Origin of the sequence: Mesorhizobium sp. 1B3, from assembly GCF_050958605.1 — a bacterium.
In the GTDB taxonomy this organism is placed as follows: Bacteria; Pseudomonadota; Alphaproteobacteria; order Rhizobiales; family Rhizobiaceae.
The window spans coordinates 185,909-205,304 of the sequence record NZ_JBJHDO010000005.1 but is presented as its reverse complement, the minus strand read 5'-3'; the positions used below and the strand labels follow the sequence as shown (position 1 = coordinate 205,304).

The 19,396-nt window shown below is 62.2% G+C and carries 17 protein-coding genes and 1 pseudogene; 9 read left to right on the top strand and 9 right to left on the bottom strand.

Annotated features, from left to right (window positions below; all coding sequences use genetic code 11):
- Nucleotides 1-128: 128 nt before the first annotated feature.
- The 4 genes from ACCO56_RS15665 to ACCO56_RS15650 all read right to left on the bottom strand — a co-directional run bounded on the left by ACCO56_RS15665 (nucleotide 129) and on the right by ACCO56_RS15650 (nucleotide 4,613).
- Nucleotides 129-1,403, bottom strand: a complete 1,275-nt coding sequence (locus tag ACCO56_RS15665; RefSeq protein WP_433641704.1) for an ABC transporter substrate-binding protein — start codon at nucleotides 1,401-1,403, stop codon at nucleotides 129-131.
- Between the two features lie 70 nt (nucleotides 1,404-1,473).
- Nucleotides 1,474-2,277 (bottom strand): enoyl-CoA hydratase/isomerase family protein, encoded by an 804-nt coding sequence (locus ACCO56_RS15660; RefSeq protein WP_433641703.1) that lies wholly within the window; start codon nucleotides 2,275-2,277, stop codon nucleotides 1,474-1,476.
- Between the two features lie 31 nt (nucleotides 2,278-2,308).
- Nucleotides 2,309-3,415 (bottom strand): acyl-CoA dehydrogenase family protein, encoded by a 1,107-nt coding sequence (locus ACCO56_RS15655; protein WP_433641701.1) that lies wholly within the window; start codon nucleotides 3,413-3,415, stop codon nucleotides 2,309-2,311.
- Between the two features lie 16 nt (nucleotides 3,416-3,431).
- Nucleotides 3,432-4,613: an acyl-CoA dehydrogenase family protein gene (locus ACCO56_RS15650; protein ID WP_433641700.1), complete on the bottom strand. Its 1,182-nt coding sequence runs from the start codon at nucleotides 4,611-4,613 to the stop codon at nucleotides 3,432-3,434.
- Nucleotides 4,614-5,265: 652 nt separating this feature from the next.
- Here ACCO56_RS15650 and ACCO56_RS15645 point away from each other — a divergent pair.
- The 9 genes and pseudogenes from ACCO56_RS15645 to ACCO56_RS15605 all read left to right on the top strand — a co-directional run bounded on the left by ACCO56_RS15645 (nucleotide 5,266) and on the right by ACCO56_RS15605 (nucleotide 13,118).
- Nucleotides 5,266-5,496: a type II toxin-antitoxin system ParD family antitoxin gene (locus tag ACCO56_RS15645; RefSeq protein WP_433641699.1), complete on the top strand. Its 231-nt coding sequence runs from the start codon at nucleotides 5,266-5,268 to the stop codon at nucleotides 5,494-5,496.
- Nucleotides 5,493-5,824 (top strand): annotated as a pseudogene (locus tag ACCO56_RS15640) (type II toxin-antitoxin system RelE/ParE family toxin). The gene ACCO56_RS15645 and the pseudogene ACCO56_RS15640 overlap by 4 nt, the downstream one beginning before the upstream one ends.
- A 795-nt stretch (nucleotides 5,825-6,619) precedes the next feature.
- A complete protein-coding gene (locus ACCO56_RS15635) occupies nucleotides 6,620-7,486 on the top strand; it encodes a branched-chain amino acid ABC transporter permease (protein ID WP_433641698.1) in 867 nt (288 codons plus the stop codon).
- Complete coding sequence (locus tag ACCO56_RS15630; protein ID WP_433641697.1) at nucleotides 7,483-8,430, top strand: branched-chain amino acid ABC transporter permease; 948 nt, start codon at nucleotides 7,483-7,485, stop codon at nucleotides 8,428-8,430. The genes ACCO56_RS15635 and ACCO56_RS15630 overlap by 4 nt, the downstream gene beginning before the upstream one ends.
- Before the next feature lie 16 nt (nucleotides 8,431-8,446).
- Nucleotides 8,447-9,700, top strand: coding sequence for an ABC transporter substrate-binding protein (locus ACCO56_RS15625; RefSeq protein WP_433641696.1), 1,254 nt, complete (start codon nucleotides 8,447-8,449; stop codon nucleotides 9,698-9,700).
- Nucleotides 9,701-9,749: 49 nt separating this feature from the next.
- On the top strand, nucleotides 9,750-10,430 hold the full coding sequence (locus tag ACCO56_RS15620; RefSeq protein WP_433641695.1) for an ABC transporter ATP-binding protein: 681 nt from the start codon (nucleotides 9,750-9,752) through the stop codon (nucleotides 10,428-10,430).
- Nucleotides 10,408-11,112, top strand: a complete 705-nt coding sequence (locus tag ACCO56_RS15615; protein WP_433641694.1) for an ABC transporter ATP-binding protein — start codon at nucleotides 10,408-10,410, stop codon at nucleotides 11,110-11,112. The genes ACCO56_RS15620 and ACCO56_RS15615 overlap by 23 nt, the downstream gene beginning before the upstream one ends.
- Before the next feature lie 54 nt (nucleotides 11,113-11,166).
- Nucleotides 11,167-12,081: an NAD(P)-dependent oxidoreductase gene (locus ACCO56_RS15610; protein WP_433641693.1), complete on the top strand. Its 915-nt coding sequence runs from the start codon at nucleotides 11,167-11,169 to the stop codon at nucleotides 12,079-12,081.
- 5 nt (nucleotides 12,082-12,086) lie between these two features.
- Entirely contained in the window at nucleotides 12,087-13,118 is a 1,032-nt protein-coding gene (locus tag ACCO56_RS15605) for an NAD(P)-dependent oxidoreductase (RefSeq protein WP_433641692.1), read from the top strand.
- A gap of 33 nt (nucleotides 13,119-13,151) precedes the next feature.
- Here the strand turns inward: ACCO56_RS15605 and ACCO56_RS15600 are convergent, their stop codons facing one another.
- From ACCO56_RS15600 to ACCO56_RS15580, 5 genes are all read right to left on the bottom strand, one after another.
- The gene (locus tag ACCO56_RS15600) at nucleotides 13,152-14,255 is read right to left on the bottom strand and encodes a helix-turn-helix transcriptional regulator (protein WP_433641691.1); all 1,104 of its coding nucleotides are present in this window, start codon (nucleotides 14,253-14,255) and stop codon (nucleotides 13,152-13,154) included.
- A 123-nt stretch (nucleotides 14,256-14,378) separates the two neighbouring features.
- Nucleotides 14,379-15,176: a carbon-nitrogen hydrolase family protein gene (locus ACCO56_RS15595; protein WP_433641690.1), complete on the bottom strand. Its 798-nt coding sequence runs from the start codon at nucleotides 15,174-15,176 to the stop codon at nucleotides 14,379-14,381.
- Nucleotides 15,177-15,207: 31 nt separating this feature from the next.
- A complete protein-coding gene (speB, locus tag ACCO56_RS15590; RefSeq protein ID WP_433641689.1) occupies nucleotides 15,208-16,167 on the bottom strand; it encodes an agmatinase in 960 nt (319 codons plus the stop codon).
- Between the two features lie 178 nt (nucleotides 16,168-16,345).
- On the bottom strand, nucleotides 16,346-17,470 hold the full coding sequence (locus tag ACCO56_RS15585) for an FAD-dependent oxidoreductase (protein WP_433641688.1): 1,125 nt from the start codon (nucleotides 17,468-17,470) through the stop codon (nucleotides 16,346-16,348).
- Nucleotides 17,471-18,083: 613 nt separating this feature from the next.
- Complete coding sequence (locus ACCO56_RS15580) at nucleotides 18,084-19,292, bottom strand: hydantoinase/carbamoylase family amidase (RefSeq protein ID WP_433641687.1); 1,209 nt, start codon at nucleotides 19,290-19,292, stop codon at nucleotides 18,084-18,086.
- Between the last annotated feature and the right edge of the window lie 104 nt (nucleotides 19,293-19,396).

The following is a 19,396-nucleotide window of genomic DNA, read 5'->3' as shown; positions in this document are numbered from 1 at the left end:
CGCATGAAGCCACATGCCCCATACGGCTCTTGGGAAGCCCGGAGGACGGACGGGCAAGGCGCCCGTCCGCATTGCAACTTGAAAACATTCCAGGCAGGAGCCGGAGCCCCGCCCGTTCAGAGGCCGCTCTAGAGCACCTTCAGTTCCAGCGCCTTGCCCGGTGTCGCCGGCTCAATGATCGCCGCACCGTCCACGGAGACGTAGTCCGTCACCTCGAACCCGGATTCGGCGGTGTCGCTCGGTGCGATCTTGATGAGTTCGGCGTTCTTGATGGCCTGGTTGTCTTCGGCTCGAATGGTGCGCGGGCCAGTGGCGCTGTCGAAAGTCAGGCCCTTGAGGGCGGCGACGATGTCGGACGCGTCCGTGGAACCACCCGTCTTTTCAATCGCGGCCTTGTAGGCGATAATCCCGGCCTGCGCCTCGCCTGCCCAGCCCATCGGATATTTATCACCGGTGCGCTTGACATACTCCTCATAGAGATTGTCGGAGAGCGGGTTGCCCTTGTTGGTCTCGAAGTACCAGTGACTACCAGACCAGTGCACGGGTACCTCCTTGCCGAGCGCGCGTGCGGCCAGGAACTCGTTGGCCGAATCGAGAAGCACGTCGAGCTTGTCGAACAGGCCGAATGGCTTGGCCTGCTGATAGAGCGTGACGGCATCGCCGCCATAGACCGAGGTATAGATGCCCTTCACCGGCAGGCGCATGGCCTGCGCGATGAAGTTCTTGTAATCGCCAGAGGCATAGGGAACCAGGATCGGCTGTTCGATCTTGGGTTCCTTGCCCGTCAGCTCGGGATAGAAGCGCAGCATGGCGTCGACGAAGATCGCCCAGGTCGTGCGGCCATATTCGTGGTCGGGAATGATGCCGCCCCAGCTGTCCACTTCGGGATTAGACTGGATGATGTGGCGAACGAGGCCGGCATTGCGCGAATAGGGGCCGTCGCCGATGCGGAACGCGTGGTCGTTGTAGTTCTCGTGGTTCAGCTTCTCGGTGCCCGCGCCGGAAGTCAGGTGGACGCCACCTTCCTGCTGCATGAGCGGCCCCATCACCAGCGCGACAGGACTTGCCACCGCCCCCAGATGCAGGTTGACGCCAGCGCCCAGCAACTCGCGCGCCACAACGGTGGCGTCGTTGGGGTTCGCCTTGTCATCCCGGAACTCGAGTCGGACCTGCTTGCCTCCGATGCCGCCATTGGCGTTGACATAGTCGGCGCCGATCTCCGCGCCCAGTTTGACGAAATTGCCGATGAGCTGCTGCGGGCCGCTCAGGGGCGTGACCACGCCGAGCGTGATCGTGTCCTGGGCCGAGGCCTTACGCATGACATGCGGCAGCGGGAGGACGAGGCTGCCTGCGGCAGCGGCCGTTCCTGCTAGCATGCTACGACGTGTAATCCGGGTCGTCATTTCCGTCTCCTCCCTTGAAAGCCCCTGGTCCTGACCGGCATTCCGCCCGCAAATCCAGAGGCGCGTTGCGTCACTGGCCGGTGAACACCGGCTTGCGCTTCTCCCGGAAAGCCGTCACGGCCTCCTGGTGATCCTTCGAGATGTTGGACAGGGTTTCGTAGGCGATCCCCGTGTCCATGATCATGTGTGCGAGTTGCTTGAGGCCGAGATTGGTCGCGACCTTCGTCCAGCGGATCGCCTTGCGGGCGCCGCCGGCCAGGCGCCTGGCGAGACCATAGACCTCGTCATCGAGCATTTCAGGCGCCACGGCGCGATTGATCAGGCCCATACGCGCGGCCTCGGCGGCAGGGATCGGATCGCCCGTCAGCAGATATTCCTTCGCACGCAAATAGCCGATGAGTTGGGGCCAAAGCACCGCGCCGCCGTCGCCGGCGACGAGACCGATCGAGACATGCGGATCGGCAACTTTTGCTTTCTCCGAAGCGATCACCACGTCGCAGCCCAGCGCCAGCGTCGCACCGAGGCCCATGGCGTGGCCGTTGAGGCGGCAGATCAGCGGTTTCTCCAGATCGAGCTGGGTGAAGATGATGCGCTTGCCCTCGACAGCCGTCGTCGCGAACATTTCGGGGTCGTCGATCGAATCCTGCATCCAGTCCACGTCGCCGCCGGCGCAGAAGGCACGGCCGGCGCCGGTCAGGACGACGATGTCCGAATCGGGATCGTCATTGGCATCTAAAAAGACCCGTGCCAGTTCGGTGTGCATGCGGGCATTGACCGCATTGAGCGTGTCCGGCAGGTTCAGCGTTATGGTGAGGATACGTCCCTCGCGGCCAAATGTTATGGTCTCGTAGCCTTTGAAGAAATCGACGTTCATCCTTTGCGTTCCTCCCAATTGCGATACAGTGTCAGACCGCCGACGGCGCCGAGGCGGCCATGCGGTCAAGATGATGGTTCTCGTCGCCGAACATGAGCTCCAGCGCCTTGATGCGCTTGAATCCGGCGCCGATGGGCAGCTCCTGCGTCATGCCGACGCCACCGTGAAGCTGGATCGCTTCGCGCGCGACGTGGAGGGCGCGAGCCGCTGCACCGATCTTCGCCGCCGACAAGGCATGTGTCCGCTCGCCGGGATCGCCAGAGGAAAGCTTGACTGCGGCCATTACCGTGAGTGATCGCGCTTCCTCGAGCGCGACGAACATATCGGCCATACGATGCTGGAGCGCCTGGAAGCGGCCGATTGGCTGGCCGAACTGGCGGCGCGTCTTGAGATAGTCCAGCGTCTGTTCGAACAGGAACGCCGCGATGCCGGTAATCTCTGCGCACAAGGCTGCGAATGCGACCTCCCGCGCTGCCTCGATCGCGGCCTGCGCCTCGTCTCCGACCGCGAGCACCGCCTCGTCGGTGAGCACAACATCGCTGAAGGTGACATTCGCAGCTCTGCGGTCGTCCAGCGTGCGGTAACTTTCCAGCCCGACACGGGGAGTGTCGGCCGGCACGACGACGAGCGCGGGGCCGTCTTGCGCTTCGCAGGGAATGATGAAACGGTCCGCGTGCACGGCCGCCGTCACGAGAGGCCTGGTTCCCGAGAGCGACCAGCGCCCGCCGTCGGCTGTAAGGCGAACCTGCGAGGCTCCGCCCGGACAATTGCTGTGGAGGGCCGGAACGATCACCTCCTCCCCCGCCACGACGGCAGCCAGAAGGCTGCCGCCCGGTCGGGTGGCCGCCAATATCCGCGACGCGATTGCTGCCTCGAGAAGCGGCTCGGGCAGAAGGCCGCGACCAGCCTCTTCCAGAATGATCATCGCCTCGACCGGGCCGCCGCCGAAGCCGCCTTCTTCTTCTGAAAGTCCAGCACCAAGCCAGCCCAGTTCTGCCATCCGCCGCCACAATTCTGGTCGGAAATCCGCGTCGTGCGCGTTCTCTCCGGCCAGTTCGCCGCGCACGCCGTGGCTGGCGACGAAGCGTGCGACGCTGTCCTTGAGATGGGTCTGTTCTGTCGAGAGCGTCAGGTTCACGCGTTCGCCTCTTTCTTCAAAGCCCAAGCGCGTGCTTTGCGATGATATTTCGCTGGATCTCGTTCGAGCCGCCCCAGATGGTCGGCGCACGCTGGAACAGGAACTCCGCGACGACGCCGACATGCTCCGCACCATCCGGCACCGGCATTTTGACGCCGTGATCGATCCAGGCGGGGTCATAAGGCAGCGCCCGCGGCCCGAGCACGTCGACAGTGAACTCGACGATCTGCTGAATGATGGAGGAGCCCCGCAGCTTCAGCAGCGAGGCTTCCGCGCCTGCCGCCCCCCCGTTCATGACCCGGTCGAGCAGGCGCAGTGTCGTCCACTCGAGCGCCAGCATATCGATCTCGTAGCGATGGAACCTGTCGCGGAAGCGCGTATCGCGCCCAAGGCCCGCCTCCGCCGCTAGCGTTCGCACCCGTTCCAAAAGCCGGCGCGCCTTGCCGATCTCGGCCGACAGCACGCGCTCGTGGCCGAGCAGGTATTTGGCGTATGTCCAACCCTTGTTGACCTCCCCGACGATGTTGCGGACGGGAACACGGACATCTTCGAAGAACACCTGATTGAGATGGTGCGCCCCCTCGATCGACACGATCGGCCGGATGGCGATGCCGGGCGACCGCAAGTCGATCAGCATGAAGGAGATGCCTTCCTGCGCCTTGGCTTCCGGATCGGTGCGGACGAGCGCAAAGATCCAGTCGGCCCAATGGGCATAGCTCGTCCATATCTTCGAGCCGTTGACGATATAAACGTCGCCGTCGCGCACAGCCTTTGTCTTGAGATTGGCGAGGTCGGAGCCCGCTTCCGGCTCGGAATAACCCTGACACCAGAAGACCTCGTTGGACACGATGCCCGGCAGGTGTTCCTCCTTCTGCTCGGGCGAACCGTAGGTATAGATCACTGGACCGACGTAATTGACGCCGAACGGCAGCAACCACGGCGCGCCGAGCGCGCTGGTTTCGTTCTGGAAGATGTAGCTTTCCGCAGGCGTCCAGTCGCAGCCGCCATATTCGCGCGGCCAGAACCCGGCGATCCACCCCTTGCGCGCCAGCGCATCCTGCCAGCGCATATGGTCCTCGCGCGAAAGGGGGCGCCCCGCCAGCACGCGCCGGCGCGTTTCCGGATGCAGGTTCTCCGTCGTGAAACGACGCACCTCCTGCGCGAACGCCTGCTGCGCGGGCGACCAAAACGCATTCACGATTTATCTCTCCGCCAGAAAATGATTTCTGATCCGGTAATCAGTTTTCACAAAATCTCGTCGCTTGCAAGAGTTTTTTTGAGGACCGTGAGAGTTTTCTGAACCGAGGAAGATGTGTCCTCCCACGGCTGAATGATCAGCTTCTGCGGATTGTGTAATCGATCCTCCAGACGGCTTTCAGCGCCGCGGGACCGGATTGCCTCGTGATTAGTCTACCTGCGAGACCGATAACTTCTCTCTGGTGAGATCGTGCCCTTGAGGACCTCCAACGCGAAGGATACTGCGGCTTCGCGAAGTCACCGTGATCTTGGACGGCGCTGAAATTCTGAAGCGGTTGCCCCGAGCCAAGCCGAAGGCGACGGCCCATATCATCGACTGGTTCCATACGGCACTGCCCTGCCATCCGCGAACTGGAGCGGAACTTGGCAAGGTTCAAGCAGTTGCAGCGAGAAGGTGAATACTCGATCGCACGACTTAATAGCTAGGTTGCAGCTCCTGAGGTAGCCTGAAGGCGCTTCGAGGGACGCGGACGTACTGGGGTCCGACCGCGGTTGGGTCACGACCCGTCGCTCAAGCCGAAGCCGGGATGAGATGTCGGGGCTTCATTTTTGCCATTTTTTGCTATGGCGCCTATCTTGCTCGCCTGAGCACCATGAATATATCTCTGCCCGACAACCTCAAGAATTTCGTCGATCAACAGGTCTCCGAACGAGGATACGGCACCTGCAGCGAGTATGTTCGCGAGTTGATCCGGCGTGACCGGGACCGCGAACAGCTGCGCGGCCTGCTCATGGACGGCGCGTCATCGCCACCGATCGAGCCGGTTGACGACCGCTATTTCGACAATCTCCGCGACCGTGTTCAAAGCCGCGCCAAAGCATGACGAAGCCTATTATTCCGCGCGCGCAAGCACGCAGCGATGTTGACAAGGCCGTCGACGATTATCTTGAAGACGCCGGCCCCGTGTCGCTTTAGACTTGGTCGCGAGGCTCGAGCACGCCTACGCGCAGATTGCCAATTATCCGGCATCCGGTTCACCTCGCTTCGCCTATGAACTTGGCGTCCCCAATCTGCGTCACGTGCGCATCAAGGGCTTTCCCTACCTGATCTTTTATGTCGAACTGGCCGCACATATCGACGTCTGGCGCATCCTGCATGCCAAACGCGATATACCGGCTTGGCTGGAAGATCCGGATCCACCGCAGCAATAGAAAACCCGGCGGATGCCTACCGGAGTTATGCGAAATTTCAGGCTCGGGCACGCCGATTTGCAGGACAAGCGGCCCCCCGAAGGAGGCCATTGGCAAATCAGCCGTCATCCAGACCGGAGCGAGGGGTCTCTTCCGTACTCTGGCGAGCCGCACGAAGCCGTTTTTGCAGGCCACGCATATGCCGCAACATCGCGCGCAAAATTTGATGACAGCTTGAGGCGCACTGCTGCGGCAGGCTGAGGGGCGGATTCCGGGAAAGATCGGAGATGACAGCCATCCCAACTCCGGTATCGCCATTTTCAGACATGCGAGGGGCGAGATACCGAGGCAGATCATGAGCGATCTGCTCACCTCGGATCATGGCGCGGGAGATCATGGCCGGCTTAACGAATCCGGACGTCCAAGTGGATTCTGGACGCAGGAGGCGGCGAAAGCGCACCCTCCTCACGCCTGTCCTCCCGCATGTCATGGGCACGACACGCTTGTGAGGTGACTGGAAGCATTGTCATAACGGCTACTCCTCCCGTATGGCCGCAACGATGGAAAGAAGCATTGGGCCAGGCGGAACTCCCGACAATGATGACCGCCGTCATGCAAGGACCGGCTGACCGGGCATTAGAGCCATGATGCGGCCCATCGCATTGTTTCCACAACATCAACGCATCCGCCGTTTGGCCAGTTCGGCCTCCGCTCAGTGACTTCAGTCACGCTTGTGAAGGCGCGTGCCGGGCCCATAACCTCGCGCCATGAACCAGAGCACGCTCAAAGTGCCGTGATTGTTTGAGGGAGGATTTTTTGCTCGACTGGCCAACGCTAGCTTTCCAGATAGTCAACGGCGTCGTTTGGGCCATGTTTCTTGGCCTTATCGCTCTGGGCCTCAATGCGATATTCGGCCTGCTGGGCCTGCTCAACATGGCGCATGGCGCCGTCTATGCGGTGGGGGCCGTGATCGCCTGGTACACGGTGAACCGGCTTGGTAGCTTCTGGCTGGCCGTGTTCGCCGCACCGCTGGTGGCCGGCATAGCGAGCATACCGGTCTACAGGTTCGTGCTGCGCCCGACCATCAGTCAGGACATGATGGTCGGGCTGGTCGCGACCTCCGGTCTGCTTTTCGTCATCAACGACACTCTGCTTGCCCTTTATGGCGGCTCGCCCGGGCTGGTTCCGCCGCCCATCGGCGGCGCCGTCGGGATTTTGGGCATTTACTATCCGACCTACAGGCTGGTGGCCGCGATGCTCGCCATCGCCATTCTGGTCGCCTTCTGGCTGTTCCTGCGCTCCACCGCCATCGGCCTCTGGATACGCTGCGTGGCGCAGTCACCGACACTGGCCAAGGTCTCGGGCGTTCCCGTCGAGCGCGTCTATCTGATCATCGTGGTGCTGTCGGCAGCCTTCGCCGCACTGGCCGGCGTGCTGGTCGCGCCGATGACGACGATCGGCTACCAGATGGGCCTCTCGGTCCTCGGACCTGCCTTCATCGTGGTCGTTGTCGGCGGGCTCGGCAGTCTCGGCGGAGCGGTCGCCGCGGCCGTCATCATGGGCGTGGCGCGGGGCGTGTTCTCCGTGCTCCTGCCGCCCACGTATGCGGAAGTGTGCGCGATCGCGCTGTTCCTTCCTTTTCTTTACTTCCGGCCGAACGGCATCTTCAGGGGGCGCGCATGAGAGATCGCGTCGGCATCGTCACGGCGCTGGGCCTCCTCGCCGTTCTATGCGCTATCGCGCCCTTGATCGGTGAGTTCTGGAGCGGCGTGCTTGCGCGTTGCGTAAGTTGGATGTTCCTGGCCATCAGCTTCTCGCTTGCCTATTCCTACGCCAACATTCCCAGCGTTGCGCAAGCCACCGTATTCGGCGCTGGAGCCTATGCCTCCGTCTGGGCGACTTCGCTGATAGGCGGCAACATCGTGCTTGTCATGATAGCCGGTGTTGCGGCCGGCGCGCTGGTCGCCCTCGTGTTCGGCGCCCTGCTCCTTAAGATGTCGCATTCCGGCGCGGCCATTGGCACGATCATCTTCGCCGTCACGTGCTCCATGCTGGGCAATGCGGCGGTGGCCTATACGGGTGGAACCGATGGACTTCCCATGCCTGCGCAGGCTTTTCACCTGCTGGGCGTGCCTTTTGCCGTCGGCCCAAATATCGGCATGCTGCTTCTGGGGTCTGCCGTTCTCGCCGCTCTGCTGATCGGCTTTTGGCTGTTTTCCGGCACGCGGACATGGCGTGTTGTCCGCGCCGTGCAGCAAAACGCCATGCGCGCGCAGGTCCTCGGTTACAACGCCGCCGGCTACCGGCTTGCAGTTTTTACCGTGGGTGGATGCGTAGCGGGACTCGGCGGCGCCCTTTACGCACTGATCTCGCGCCACGTGGCCATCGAGGTTGTCAGCCTTTCCATGTCGCTCAAGTCGATCCTGTGGGCGGCGGTCGGCGGGGTTACCTCCATCTATGGCGGCCCCATCGGCGTGCTTGCGGTGCAGCTCGCGTCGGAAGTCCTGCTACGATGGACGGTGCGGGTGGACCTCATCATCGGCCTGATGCTGATAGCTGTGGCGCTGTGGATGCCGCGCGGCGTCATGGGTCTGCGCCGGTCGCGACGCTCTCAGCAAAGCCAATAAACAAAGGGGAAACGAAATGAAACGCATCTCTCGACGCAATATCCTTCTCGGCTCGGCGGCTGCAGCCACGGTAAGCCTTCTGCCCACCGCGGTGACGCGGGTGCTGGCACAGGGAACCTCGGGCGATCCGATCGTCATCGGCCATCAGTGCGAGCTGACCGGGTGGGATTCCGCCACCGGCTTCTGGCGAGACAAGGCCGCGACGGGTCTGGTCGACTGGCTCAACGCAAATGGCGGTATTGCCGGCCGTCCGGTCAAGCTGGTGACGGTCGACACCAAGTCCGACGTCGATACCGGCGTCAACCAACTGCGCCACCTGCTCATTCAGGAAAAGGTGGATTTCGTCATCGGCTCCGAAATTTCCTCAATCGCACTGGCCAGCAACACGATAGCCAACGAGAACCGCACGCTCTACATGACGATGAGCTCATCGGAAGCGACGACCGGTAAAGGAGCAGCCGTTCCCTACCAGTTCCGCATGACGACAAATTCCGCCGCGACGGCAGCCGGTGCGGCGCAGAAATATGTGGAATCGATCGGCAAGCGATGGGCGACGTTCTTTGCCGACATCAAATGGGGCCAATCAGAGCGCGACTGGTGGCAGAAGGGCGTGACTGCCGCCGGCGGGGACGCGGGCAAGGCAATAGCATTGCCTGTCGATGCCCCGGACCTCCTGCCCTTCATCGCACAGATCGACCGTTCGGCGGACGGCATCTTTATACCAGTGCTCAACGCGCTTCAGGCAATCCAGCTTCTGCGCAATTCGGGATACGCCCAGCAGGTCGTACTTGCCGGCTTGAGCTTCTCGCTTTTCGATTACCGTGAACTCGGCGCGATGGGCGACGGTGTCTTCGGCATCGAAACCGCGCCCGTTGCCTTGAAAGACTCCTCCTCCAGCGAAATGGCGGAAATCTACAAGGCGCTCGGGATCGACGAGAACGGCATCCATGCCGCCAGCGGCAAGGCGGCCGGAACCTCGATGATCATGGGCATTGCCCAATCGCTCGGCTTCCTGAAGGCGAATGTCGAGGCGAGCGGATGGAAGGTCAGGGACGACACGGCAACCCTGATCAAACACGCGGAAACGGTCGGGACCTACGCCATGGGACCGCTCTTCCCTCTCGGCGAGGTCATGGTTCGCCCGCAGGATCATCAGGCTTTCATGGATATCTACCTTCTGAAGATCGAAGGCGGCGCCGTCAGCAAATATGCGGTCGCGCCCAAGGAAAGCACGATCTATCCCGCCGAAGTCGATCTGACGAAGGGGTGAGGTTTTGCGTCCGGCAAGTGATTCTGCATTCGCCGTTGAAGGCATCAGCATGTCGTTCGGGGCCTTCCGCGCCCTGAACGATGTTTCCCTCGATGTGGGCCATGGAGAAATACGCGCCATAATCGGCCCCAACGGTGCCGGCAAGACCACCTTCGTGAACATCGTCAGCGGCATATTCAAGCCCACGAAGGGACGTGTGACGCTGGAAGGCAGGGACATCACGATGCTGTCGCCGCAACGCCGAGCGCGCCTCGGCCTTGCCCGGACTTTCCAGATCACCAGCCTTTTCAAGGGTATGACCGTATCGGAACATCTGCAGCTGGCTGTCCGCGACGCAGATGCCGATGGCGAAACAAGGCGCGAACTGCTGGAGCAGATGGGGCTCGCCGCATTCGCCGACCGCGAAGTCGACACACTTTCCCACGGCGACCAGCGCATTCTGGAAATGGCCATGGCGATGGTGCTGAAGCCGAAGTTCCTGCTTCTGGACGAGCCGACGGCGGGCATGAGCATTGCTGAGACGGACCGGATGATCCGGCTCATCGTCGAGCGCCTGCGTGGCCGCATCGGCGTCATCATCATCGAACACGACATGAGTGTGGTTACCCAGACCAGTGACAAGGTCACCGTGCTGGCCGCCGGCGCGGTCGCAGCCTCCGGCCTGCCGGAAGACGTGCTTCGCGATCCCCATGTAAAGGAAATCTATCTTGGAAGCGCTGCGAACCACTAACCTCAAGGCGTTCTATGGCAAGGCCCAGGTGCTGCACGGCATCCACCTCGCCGCCGAGGCCGGCGTCGTAACGGCAATTCTCGGCCGCAACGGCGCGGGAAAGACGACGCTGCTGCAATCGCTTATGGGGCTCGGACCGCGGGTCGAAGGCGAAACGACGATACTCCACCGGCCCACCACCGGTCTGGGAACGGACGCAATCGCACGGCTCGGTGTCGCCTACATGCCGCAGGATGTACGCGTCTTCCCCAAGCTGTCGGTGCGCGAGAACATTCAGGTCGCCGCGCATAGCGTCAGGTCGCCAAGGCCGCTGCGCGAAATCCTCGACGTGCTTCCCGAGATCGAACCGAAGCTTGACTCGCCCGCCGGAACGCTGAGCGGTGGCCAGCAACAGTTGGTCGGCATCGCCCGCAGCCTGTCGATGCGCTGCAGGCTACTTCTGATGGACGAGCCCACCGAAGGCCTGATGCCGCGGCTCGTTACGCAGGTCGGCACGATCGTCCGGCGACTGGCATCGGAAGGCGTATCGGTGATCATCGTCGAGCAGAATGTCGGGCTGGTGCTCGAAATCGCCGACGTCATCCACATCATCGAGAAGGGGCAGATCAAATGGCAGGGACCGCCGGACCAACTCGTCTCGGCACAGGTGCTCGACCGGTACATGGGTGTCAATGTTCTGTAGGGCGGATCGCAAATCGCCGAACGCATCACCACACAGGTCTGGAAAGGACGTACGATGAAAGTAGCATTCCTCGGCGCTGGCCTCATGGGAGAGCCGATGGCGGGCCACCTGATCCGGGCCGGCCATGAAGTGATCGTCTGCGCGCACCGCAACCGCGAACCCATTCGCCGGCTGGTCGCGATGGGCGCCGTGGAGGTGGAGTCGCCCGCCGCTGCCGCCAGCGACTGCGATGCCGCCCTGATGATTTTGCCAACTTCGCGCGAGGTTGAAGCCGTCCTGTTCGGCGAGAAGGGGCTCGTGCACGGCATGGTTCCCGGCTTTATCGCCGTAGACATGGGCACATGCTATCCGGCCGACACGAGGAAGCTGGCACAGCGTTTCGCCGACGCCGGTGGCCGCCTGATCGATGCGCCGGTTACAGGCGGCACCGAGGGCGCTCGGAAAGGCACGCTGGCGACCATGGCGGGCGGTGACATCGAGGTTTTCGAAACCGTGAAGCCGCTGCTTTCCGCCTTCTCCAGCCACCTCTACCATTTCGGAGAACTGGGTTCGGGCCATGCCGCCAAGCTCGTCCAAAACATGATCGGCTTCATCGAGGTGGCGGCGGTTGCGGAAGGGCTGGCGCTGTCGAAAGCTCTGGGGCTGGATTCACAGAAATTCTTCGACATGCTCGGAAACTCGCACTCCAACAGCCCGATCATCCAGTGGATGGTTCCCAAAGTTTTCGCCGGGCACTTCGAAGCAGAGGCGCGGCTCGACATTGCCTACAAGGACATGAGCCAGGCGGTGAAGATGGCGCGCGAGATGACCAGCCTGCCCCTCGGAATCGCCAATGCAGCCACCGAGCTCTTCCAGCTTGGCCGGGCCCTCGGCTTCGGCGACCAGGACAGCACAGCCGTCGTCAGGGGGCTGGAGCGGATACTCGGGACTGAAATCAGGACCGATAGGGCGGACAAATCGAGCGAGTAAGGCAGATGACAGAACGGGCACCCAACGATCCAGCCGCGACGCTTTCCCTGCTTGAGGATTCCCTGCTCACATCGATAGCGGATCAGTGCCCCGTCCTTCTCACCGAAGCGCTGCCGGAGGAGGCGATGCAGGCCTTCCGCAGCGTTTTCCCGCATGTGACAGTGCTGCCGCCCGCCCGGCAGACAATCGAGGGTGTGCTGGAGGCGGCGGCCCATGCCAGGGTTATCGTCGCGACCGTCAAATATACGCTCGATCGCGCATTTTTCCGCTCGCTGCCGGTCGGCGTGGAGGTCCTTGCACTCTATTCGTCAGGGCACGGCCATGTGGATCTCGAAGCCGCGCGAGAGCGCGGATTGAAAATCATCAATACGCCCAACGTACTTGCGGACTCGGTCGCTGACCTCGCCATGGCGCTGTTGCTGGGCGCGGCAAGGCGTATCGTCGAGGGTCTCGAGCTGATGCGCTCCGGTCAATGGACCGGCTTCTCGCCAACGCTGCTACTGGGGCGCGAACTGCGCGGGCAGGTTCTCGGCATTTACGGCATGGGCCAGATCGGCCGCGAAATCTCGCTCCGTGCCCAGGGTTTCGGGATGAACGTGGCCTATCGCAACAGGTCCATGCTGCCGCGAGATCTGGAGGCCGGCGCCCGTTACATTTCCGACGAAGAGAAGTTTCTCGGCTGCTGCGATGTGCTGCTGCTGTCAGCGCCCCACACGCCCGAAACCCACAAATTCCTGAATGCCAAACGCATCGCGCAAATGAAGCGGGGGGCGGTCGTGGTGAACGTGTCGCGCGGCGAACTCATCGACGACGATGCGCTGGTCGAGGCGCTGTCCTGCGGACATATCGCCGCTGTCGGGCTCGACGTGTTCGCCAACGAGCCTGACATCGACAGGCGTTATCTTGCCATGGCGAATGTCTTCCCGCTTCCGCATATCGGCAGCGCGACCGTCGAAGCGCGCACGGCCATGGCTGATGCTCTGGTCGAGGGCATCGAGCGCATCCTGCTTGGAGAACAGGCGCGAAACGCCCTCTGAAAGGAAGGAAAACCTGTTTCGCGGGCGCCGGAATCAGCCTGGCGGCGCTTCCCCTTCCATGACCTTGCTCTTCTCCACAGACAGCAATGTCGAGATGAACAGGTGGAACAGCTCGCGCTCGGTGGTGACGTCCAGCTTGTAATAGAGCCGCCACCGGTGGTTCTTCACGGTTCCGACCGACACGCCAAGCTGCTTTGCGATGGCCGCATTGGGCAGGCCGAGAAAGGACAGCCGCACGATCTCGGCCTCGCGCGGCGTCAGGTTGTGGTCGCTGCAAAAAGCCTCCAGGGCAGCATCGCCCGAGGTCATCAGCGGACCAGGGGAGCGTTGCTCAAGGACCACGAGCGTGCCTTGCGGGGCGAGCGTGAAATCGTCCGGCAGCGTTTCCCAATGCACTACCTGCTGCCCCTCAAGCAGCAGAGACCCGCTTCCGCCATCGGCGATCCTCCCGGATATCTGCGGCAATGCAGCGGCCGCCATGGAATTTTCGGCCCACGCCTCCGTGCGATAGACCACCTTGGCGCGGCGATCCAGAACCAGGAACTGATTGCGGAAACTGCTGGTGATCGCCTCCGAGCCGCCATCGCCGACCTTCGAAAACAGCCGATCCATGTGCAGCTTGTGCAGCCCGTCCACCATGGGCAACAGCGCCTGCGCGCGCTCGTAGTCCTGCTGCTCGAAGCGTACCCTGTGTCGGTCGCAACAGAAGGCAATGGTTACGCCGCCATAGGCCGGTACCATGATGGCCAGCTCGTCGAAGATCGCCATCTTGAACAGTTCGGCGAAGTAGGCCTCCTCGATCTCACCCATCAGCGCCCGCAGATTGACCACCGTCGGACCCGGACTCTCGCGCGCCAGCCGATGCAGAGGATCGATGCGATAGAGGCCTGCAAGATAGAAGCTGACGCCCTCCTCGGTCAGCGCCGCATTAATGAGGAAAGCCGGCTTGTCATAAGCGGAATAGCGCATGACGAGACGGCGCTTGCAGCGCAGAACGCGCGCCAGCAGCAACGATAGCGCATCATAGAAGCCCGGCTTGCCGACCAGCACGACAACCTTGGCAAGTTCGGCCAGCAGCTCGGGCGTGTCGAGCGCCAGAGCGCTGGAGTGCGGCGAAAACTCCATTTGGCTGGACATGGCTTGCGGATGTTCACGCTGTTGGGAAACGGTGAGGATTGGAGTGCCAGTCTATCTGCTTGCCTCCTCAAGGGTAAGGACATGCGGAACCAAACGTGTGGACAGGGTCCGGCTGCTGCCCGCTCAACCTGCCGCCCAGGCGGACAGGATATCCAACCGGACATCGGTCGCCTGCGTGCTCAATTGGTCACAGCCTCCTCCCGCTGCGACAGACCCGAACGAACAGCACAACAGCGCCCGCCCCTCCGCACCTGCGCGGGCAACGTCGCGACCGTCCGCGCCGACGATGCAGCTCATCCCCGTATAGGTCAGCTCGCCATCGTCACCGACGAGATTGGCGTACGCAACCGGAATGCCATTCTCAAGCGCCCGGGCACGCAGCAGGGTTGTGGGTACCTCCCAGTAAGGGCTCATATTGGCAGTCGGGGCGCAGATCAGGTCCGCCCCGGCCCTGACCAGCGCGCGCGCCATTTCCGGAAACTCGATATCGTAGCACACCGCCAGCCCGACGCGGCGACCGGCCAATTCCACGACGCAGATTTCACTGCCGGGTGTAAAGGCGGAACGTTCGGCCGGACCGAACAAATGGATCTTGCGATAGAGCCCCGCGATCCGGCCGGACGCGTCCACGGCAACGGCGGCGTTGAACACATCGTCACCGTTTCTTTCCGGCATGCCCGTGATGATGCCGATGCCGTGCTGGCGGGCGATGTCGGCGATCGCCCTGACCGAGGGACCATCAACCGGCTCAGCAAGCTCATGCAGCGCCTGCTGGCCGATATTGTAGCCGGTCAGGAACAATTCGGGGAAAACGATCAGCCGGGAACCGGCAGCGGCGGCAGCATGCGCTGCGCCCTCCATCGCGTTGATGTTGGCGAGTTTGAGGCCGGCCGCCGGCATATCCTGAAACACCGCAATCATCGAATTGCTCCAAACGAGCCGGCGGAAGACCCTACCTCTTCGTAGCGCCGGCGAGCGCTTCCAGTATCAGCTTGACCGCGAGGCGGCTCGTGATGCCGTCATGGTCGTAAGGCGGCGACACCTCGACCACGTCCAACCCTCCCAGCCCGCCCCGCGCCAGCTCCGAGACCATAGCGATGGCTTCCCGCGAGGTAAGACCGCCGGCAGCCGGCACACCGGTTCCCGGCGCATAGGCGCCGTCGATGGCGTCGATATCGAATGTCAGATAAACGCTGTCCGTGCCGGCCCCGGCAATCGCCCGCGCCTGTCGGGCTACCGCGACCGCTCCCTTCTCTATCACCGTCTCCATCGGCAGGATGGTCATTCCCCTCTGGCGCGCGTAGTCGAACTCGGCCTTCGGGTTCAGCCAGCCATTGGTGCCGATGATCACGATCTTGCTCGGGTCGAAGCCGGCATCCACCGCACGCGCGATCGGGCAGGCATGGTTCATCTCCTCGCCGCCGACCTCCTCGGCAGTATCGAAATGGCTGTCGACGAGGATCAGGCCGGGATTTTCATAGCGTTCCCGGAAAGCACGGGCACAGGCGATGGTAATCGAGTGATCCCCGCCAATGGTGACGGGGATCGCCCCGGCGCTGAGCACTTCAGACATCATGCGCTGGGCGCGCTCCATGGTGCGCACGGGCGAGCCCGGCACCACCGGCACGTCGCCGCAATCGGCGAAGGTGTAATGGTCGGACAGGTCGAGGTCGAGATTGGCGCTATAGGAGCTGAACTGGTCGCTGGCCTCACGGATTGCACGGGGGCCGTAATTGGTGCCCGTACGACTGATGCACATGGAGTCCCATGGAAAGCCGACGATGCCCACGGTGATGCCAAGCTTTTTCAAAGTATCTGCATCCGGCTTCACATATGGAAGCCGCATGAATGTGCCACCACTGCCGGCATGAAGAAGACCACCAAAAGAATAATCGGCAACGACGTCAGACATATATCTCTCCTGTTGGGGTCTTGATGATCCAGGCCTGCGGCAACATCCGTTGCCTTTTCGATAAAACCAATGGTGGCTTGCGTCACCATTGTCTGTGCCATGTATAGATACGCACCGGCCTGCCGGTCGGCAGCGTCATCCGGCCTGCTATCCACGCAAGCCGGCATTGCCGCCAGATTCAAGCGGCAGACGGTTCGGCCGAACCACACCGGCGCTCGACGAAGCGCTCGTAGCGGTCGAAGAGCGGGTTCTTGTTGCCATGCACCAATTCGTTCTGATCGTCGAAATCGAACAGCGAACGCGAACCCCTCACGATAGGCGCAACCTGCGGGATGCGGATGTGCTCATAGGCTTTGAGCGCGTTCCCGATGTCGTCATGAGCATCGAGGCTCATGCACAGGGCATCGACGTCTTCGAGTGCCTGGTTCGCACCCTGTGCCATGCCGGGCAGCATGGGATGCGCAGCATCGCCCGCCAGCGTGATCCGCCCACTCGACCAGTTGTCCAGCGGATGGACGAAATCGTGGAGATCGCTACGGATGATGGTGGATTTGTCGGTCGCCGCGATCAGGCCGGGAACCGGACTGCCGTGCCACCCGCTGAAGTGCTCGATCACCGCATCGGGATCATGGGTTATGCCGTCAGCCGCCGCAAACCAGTAGGCGCGGCCGCCGCCGATTGGCAGATAGCCGAGATGACCGTCCGGTCCCCACACCTCCGCTTCCGACAGCGGGTCGACATCGACGTCGGCGAGATTGAAAAGCCCTCGCCACCGCACCAGCACATCGGTGCTGAATTCCCGTTCGCCGAAGATGCAGGAACGAACGATGGAACCTATGCCGTCGGCGCCCAGCACAAAATCGCCGCGCACGCGCTCGCCATTGGCGAAGGTGCAGACGACATCGTCACCCTGCTCCACCGAGACAAGCTGATAGCCGACGCGGAGCTTTTCGGAACCGAGCGTTTCCAGAAGAATGCGGCTGAGGTCTCGGCGGTAGATGCCGCAGAGCGGTGCACCGTACTTTTCGCGCCAGTTCCTCACATCCTCGACGGCAATGACATCTCCGGTGGACGAGAAAGTGCGGTAATAATCCAGGCTGGCGGCGATGGTCGCCAGGGCCGATCGCAGACCGATCCTCTCCAAAACGCGCATTCCATTCGGCCAGAGATTGAGGCCGGCTCCCGCCGTGCGTATCTCGGGGTCCTTTTCGAACACCGTCACGTCCCAGCCCAGCCGGGTGAGATAGATGCCGGCGGTCAACCCGCTGATGCCGGCCCCGCACACAAGCGCACGCTTCGTCATAAGCCACAGTCCTCCGTTCCGGACCATCCTGTAGACGATTATTGGCGTGGTCCGCGACGGATCGTGGACTGCGAGTATTGCAGGACGGTCGAAGCTATCGTTTTGCAACTTGGAGCGAGATAGCCAAGAGTTACTCCAGTCACTGTCGGTTTCTGGCGGCCAGGCGAGCTGCTTCGCTTCCGAGCACAGGGGTGTCGGCCCGGGCTCATTGTCGATTCACGGTCGCGAAGGCCCGAGCACAGGCTGGCAGCTTCAGCGAGCAGCGCGGCCGAGCGGCAAGCATCGAAACCCGCGTGTGACTGAATTCATCGTAATGGAGCACTTCCCTGCTCGATGGCTTGGCCAGCCTCCTAATGGTCGTGCCGGTACAAATCATTATCGATAACGGCACGATCACCCTCCCGATCATTCCCAACCGCGCGCCGTGGAATGTCGGGAATGCCCCGATCGTTGCCGATGCTGCCGCGGGTATGCTGGCTAGCATGACAGTGATGGCATCAGCACCCATGGCATTGTCGTCAATGGCGCCGGCTGCTGAAGGAGCGGCGTACTACGCAGCGGCGAGAGAAAGCCGGGTTCGATGACGGGAATGCGGTGTCGGAATGACGATTTTCTATTGCAAGCCGGCGACTACCTCGGCCAGCACTTCAGCACCCAACGCCAAGTCCGCCCTGTCGGTGTCCTCCGAGAAATTGTGGCTAATGCCTCCCTTGGAAGGCACGAACAGCATGGCCATGGGCAGAACGCTCGATACATTGGCCGCATCGTGAAGAGCGCCCGACGGCATTCGCCTCCAAAGTCCCGAGGCCAAATTCTCGGCGGCTTTCGCCATAGCCTCCACCAATGTTGCGTTCGACTGCGTCGGCGCAATCAGATCACAGCCGAAATGCTGCCATTCGAGACCAAGGCTGCCCGCTGTCTCGCGCGCGCAGGCATAGATGATCTCTGTCATCCGTTCGAGCCGTGCATCATCGGCATCGCGCCACTGGATCGTGAAGTCCGCGCGGCCCGGGACGATAGAATTGGCATTGGGATGAAGATCGACATGGCCGACAGTCCACACGGTCGCTGCTGCGGCCACTTCAGCCAGCCGGTCGTTCACTATGGAAACGAAACGGTTCAAGCCCTGGAAGGCGTCACGGCGCAAATGCATCGGCGTGGTGCCGGCATGATTCTGCTCGCCGAGGAAACTCATCTTTTCAGTTCGAATGCCCACGATGTTTTCCACAACGCCAATGCGCTCACCGGTCGTATCGAGCACCGGCCCCTGTTCGATATGGATCTCCAGGAACGCCGAGAATCGGTTCGTGGAGACCTCTCGTGCCTCGGGCAAGCCCGCGCGCTCCAGCCGGGCCTGCCCGAGCCGCATGCCGGTGCCGTCGCGGCATTCATCGGCCTCTTCCAATGAGATCAGGCCCGTCCAGACCCGGCTTCCCGTAAGCGTCGAAAAACGCCCCTCCTCGTCCTGGAAGGATACGCAGGCAACCCGAGGACCGCCCTGCTCCATGCTTGCCCGGGCGATTTCGAGCCCAACGATGACCCCGTAGGCGCCGTCCAACCAGCCGCCCTCGGGCTGGGTATCGGAATGCGAGCCGACCAGAATGCATTTTTCATTCCCAGGCGGCAGGCCGAAGACGTTGCCTATGGCGTCGACGGAAACCTCCAACCCTGCTTCTTCCATGCGTTCGGCCAGCCATATCCGCGCCTGGCGGTCAGCCTCGGAATAGGCCGGACGGACGACGCCGGTTTTCATCGCACCGATGCTGCGCAATGTGTCCAGATCCGCGAGCATGCGCTGAGTGTTTATCCTGAAGCGGGTCATGATCGATCTCGTCCTTCTAAGAAGGCCGCAGCCGCTCTCCCGAGCTGCCGCCGCAGGCCTGTAGCTTCAAGCTAGCTGGTCCGACATTGCCGAGAAAGGTTCAA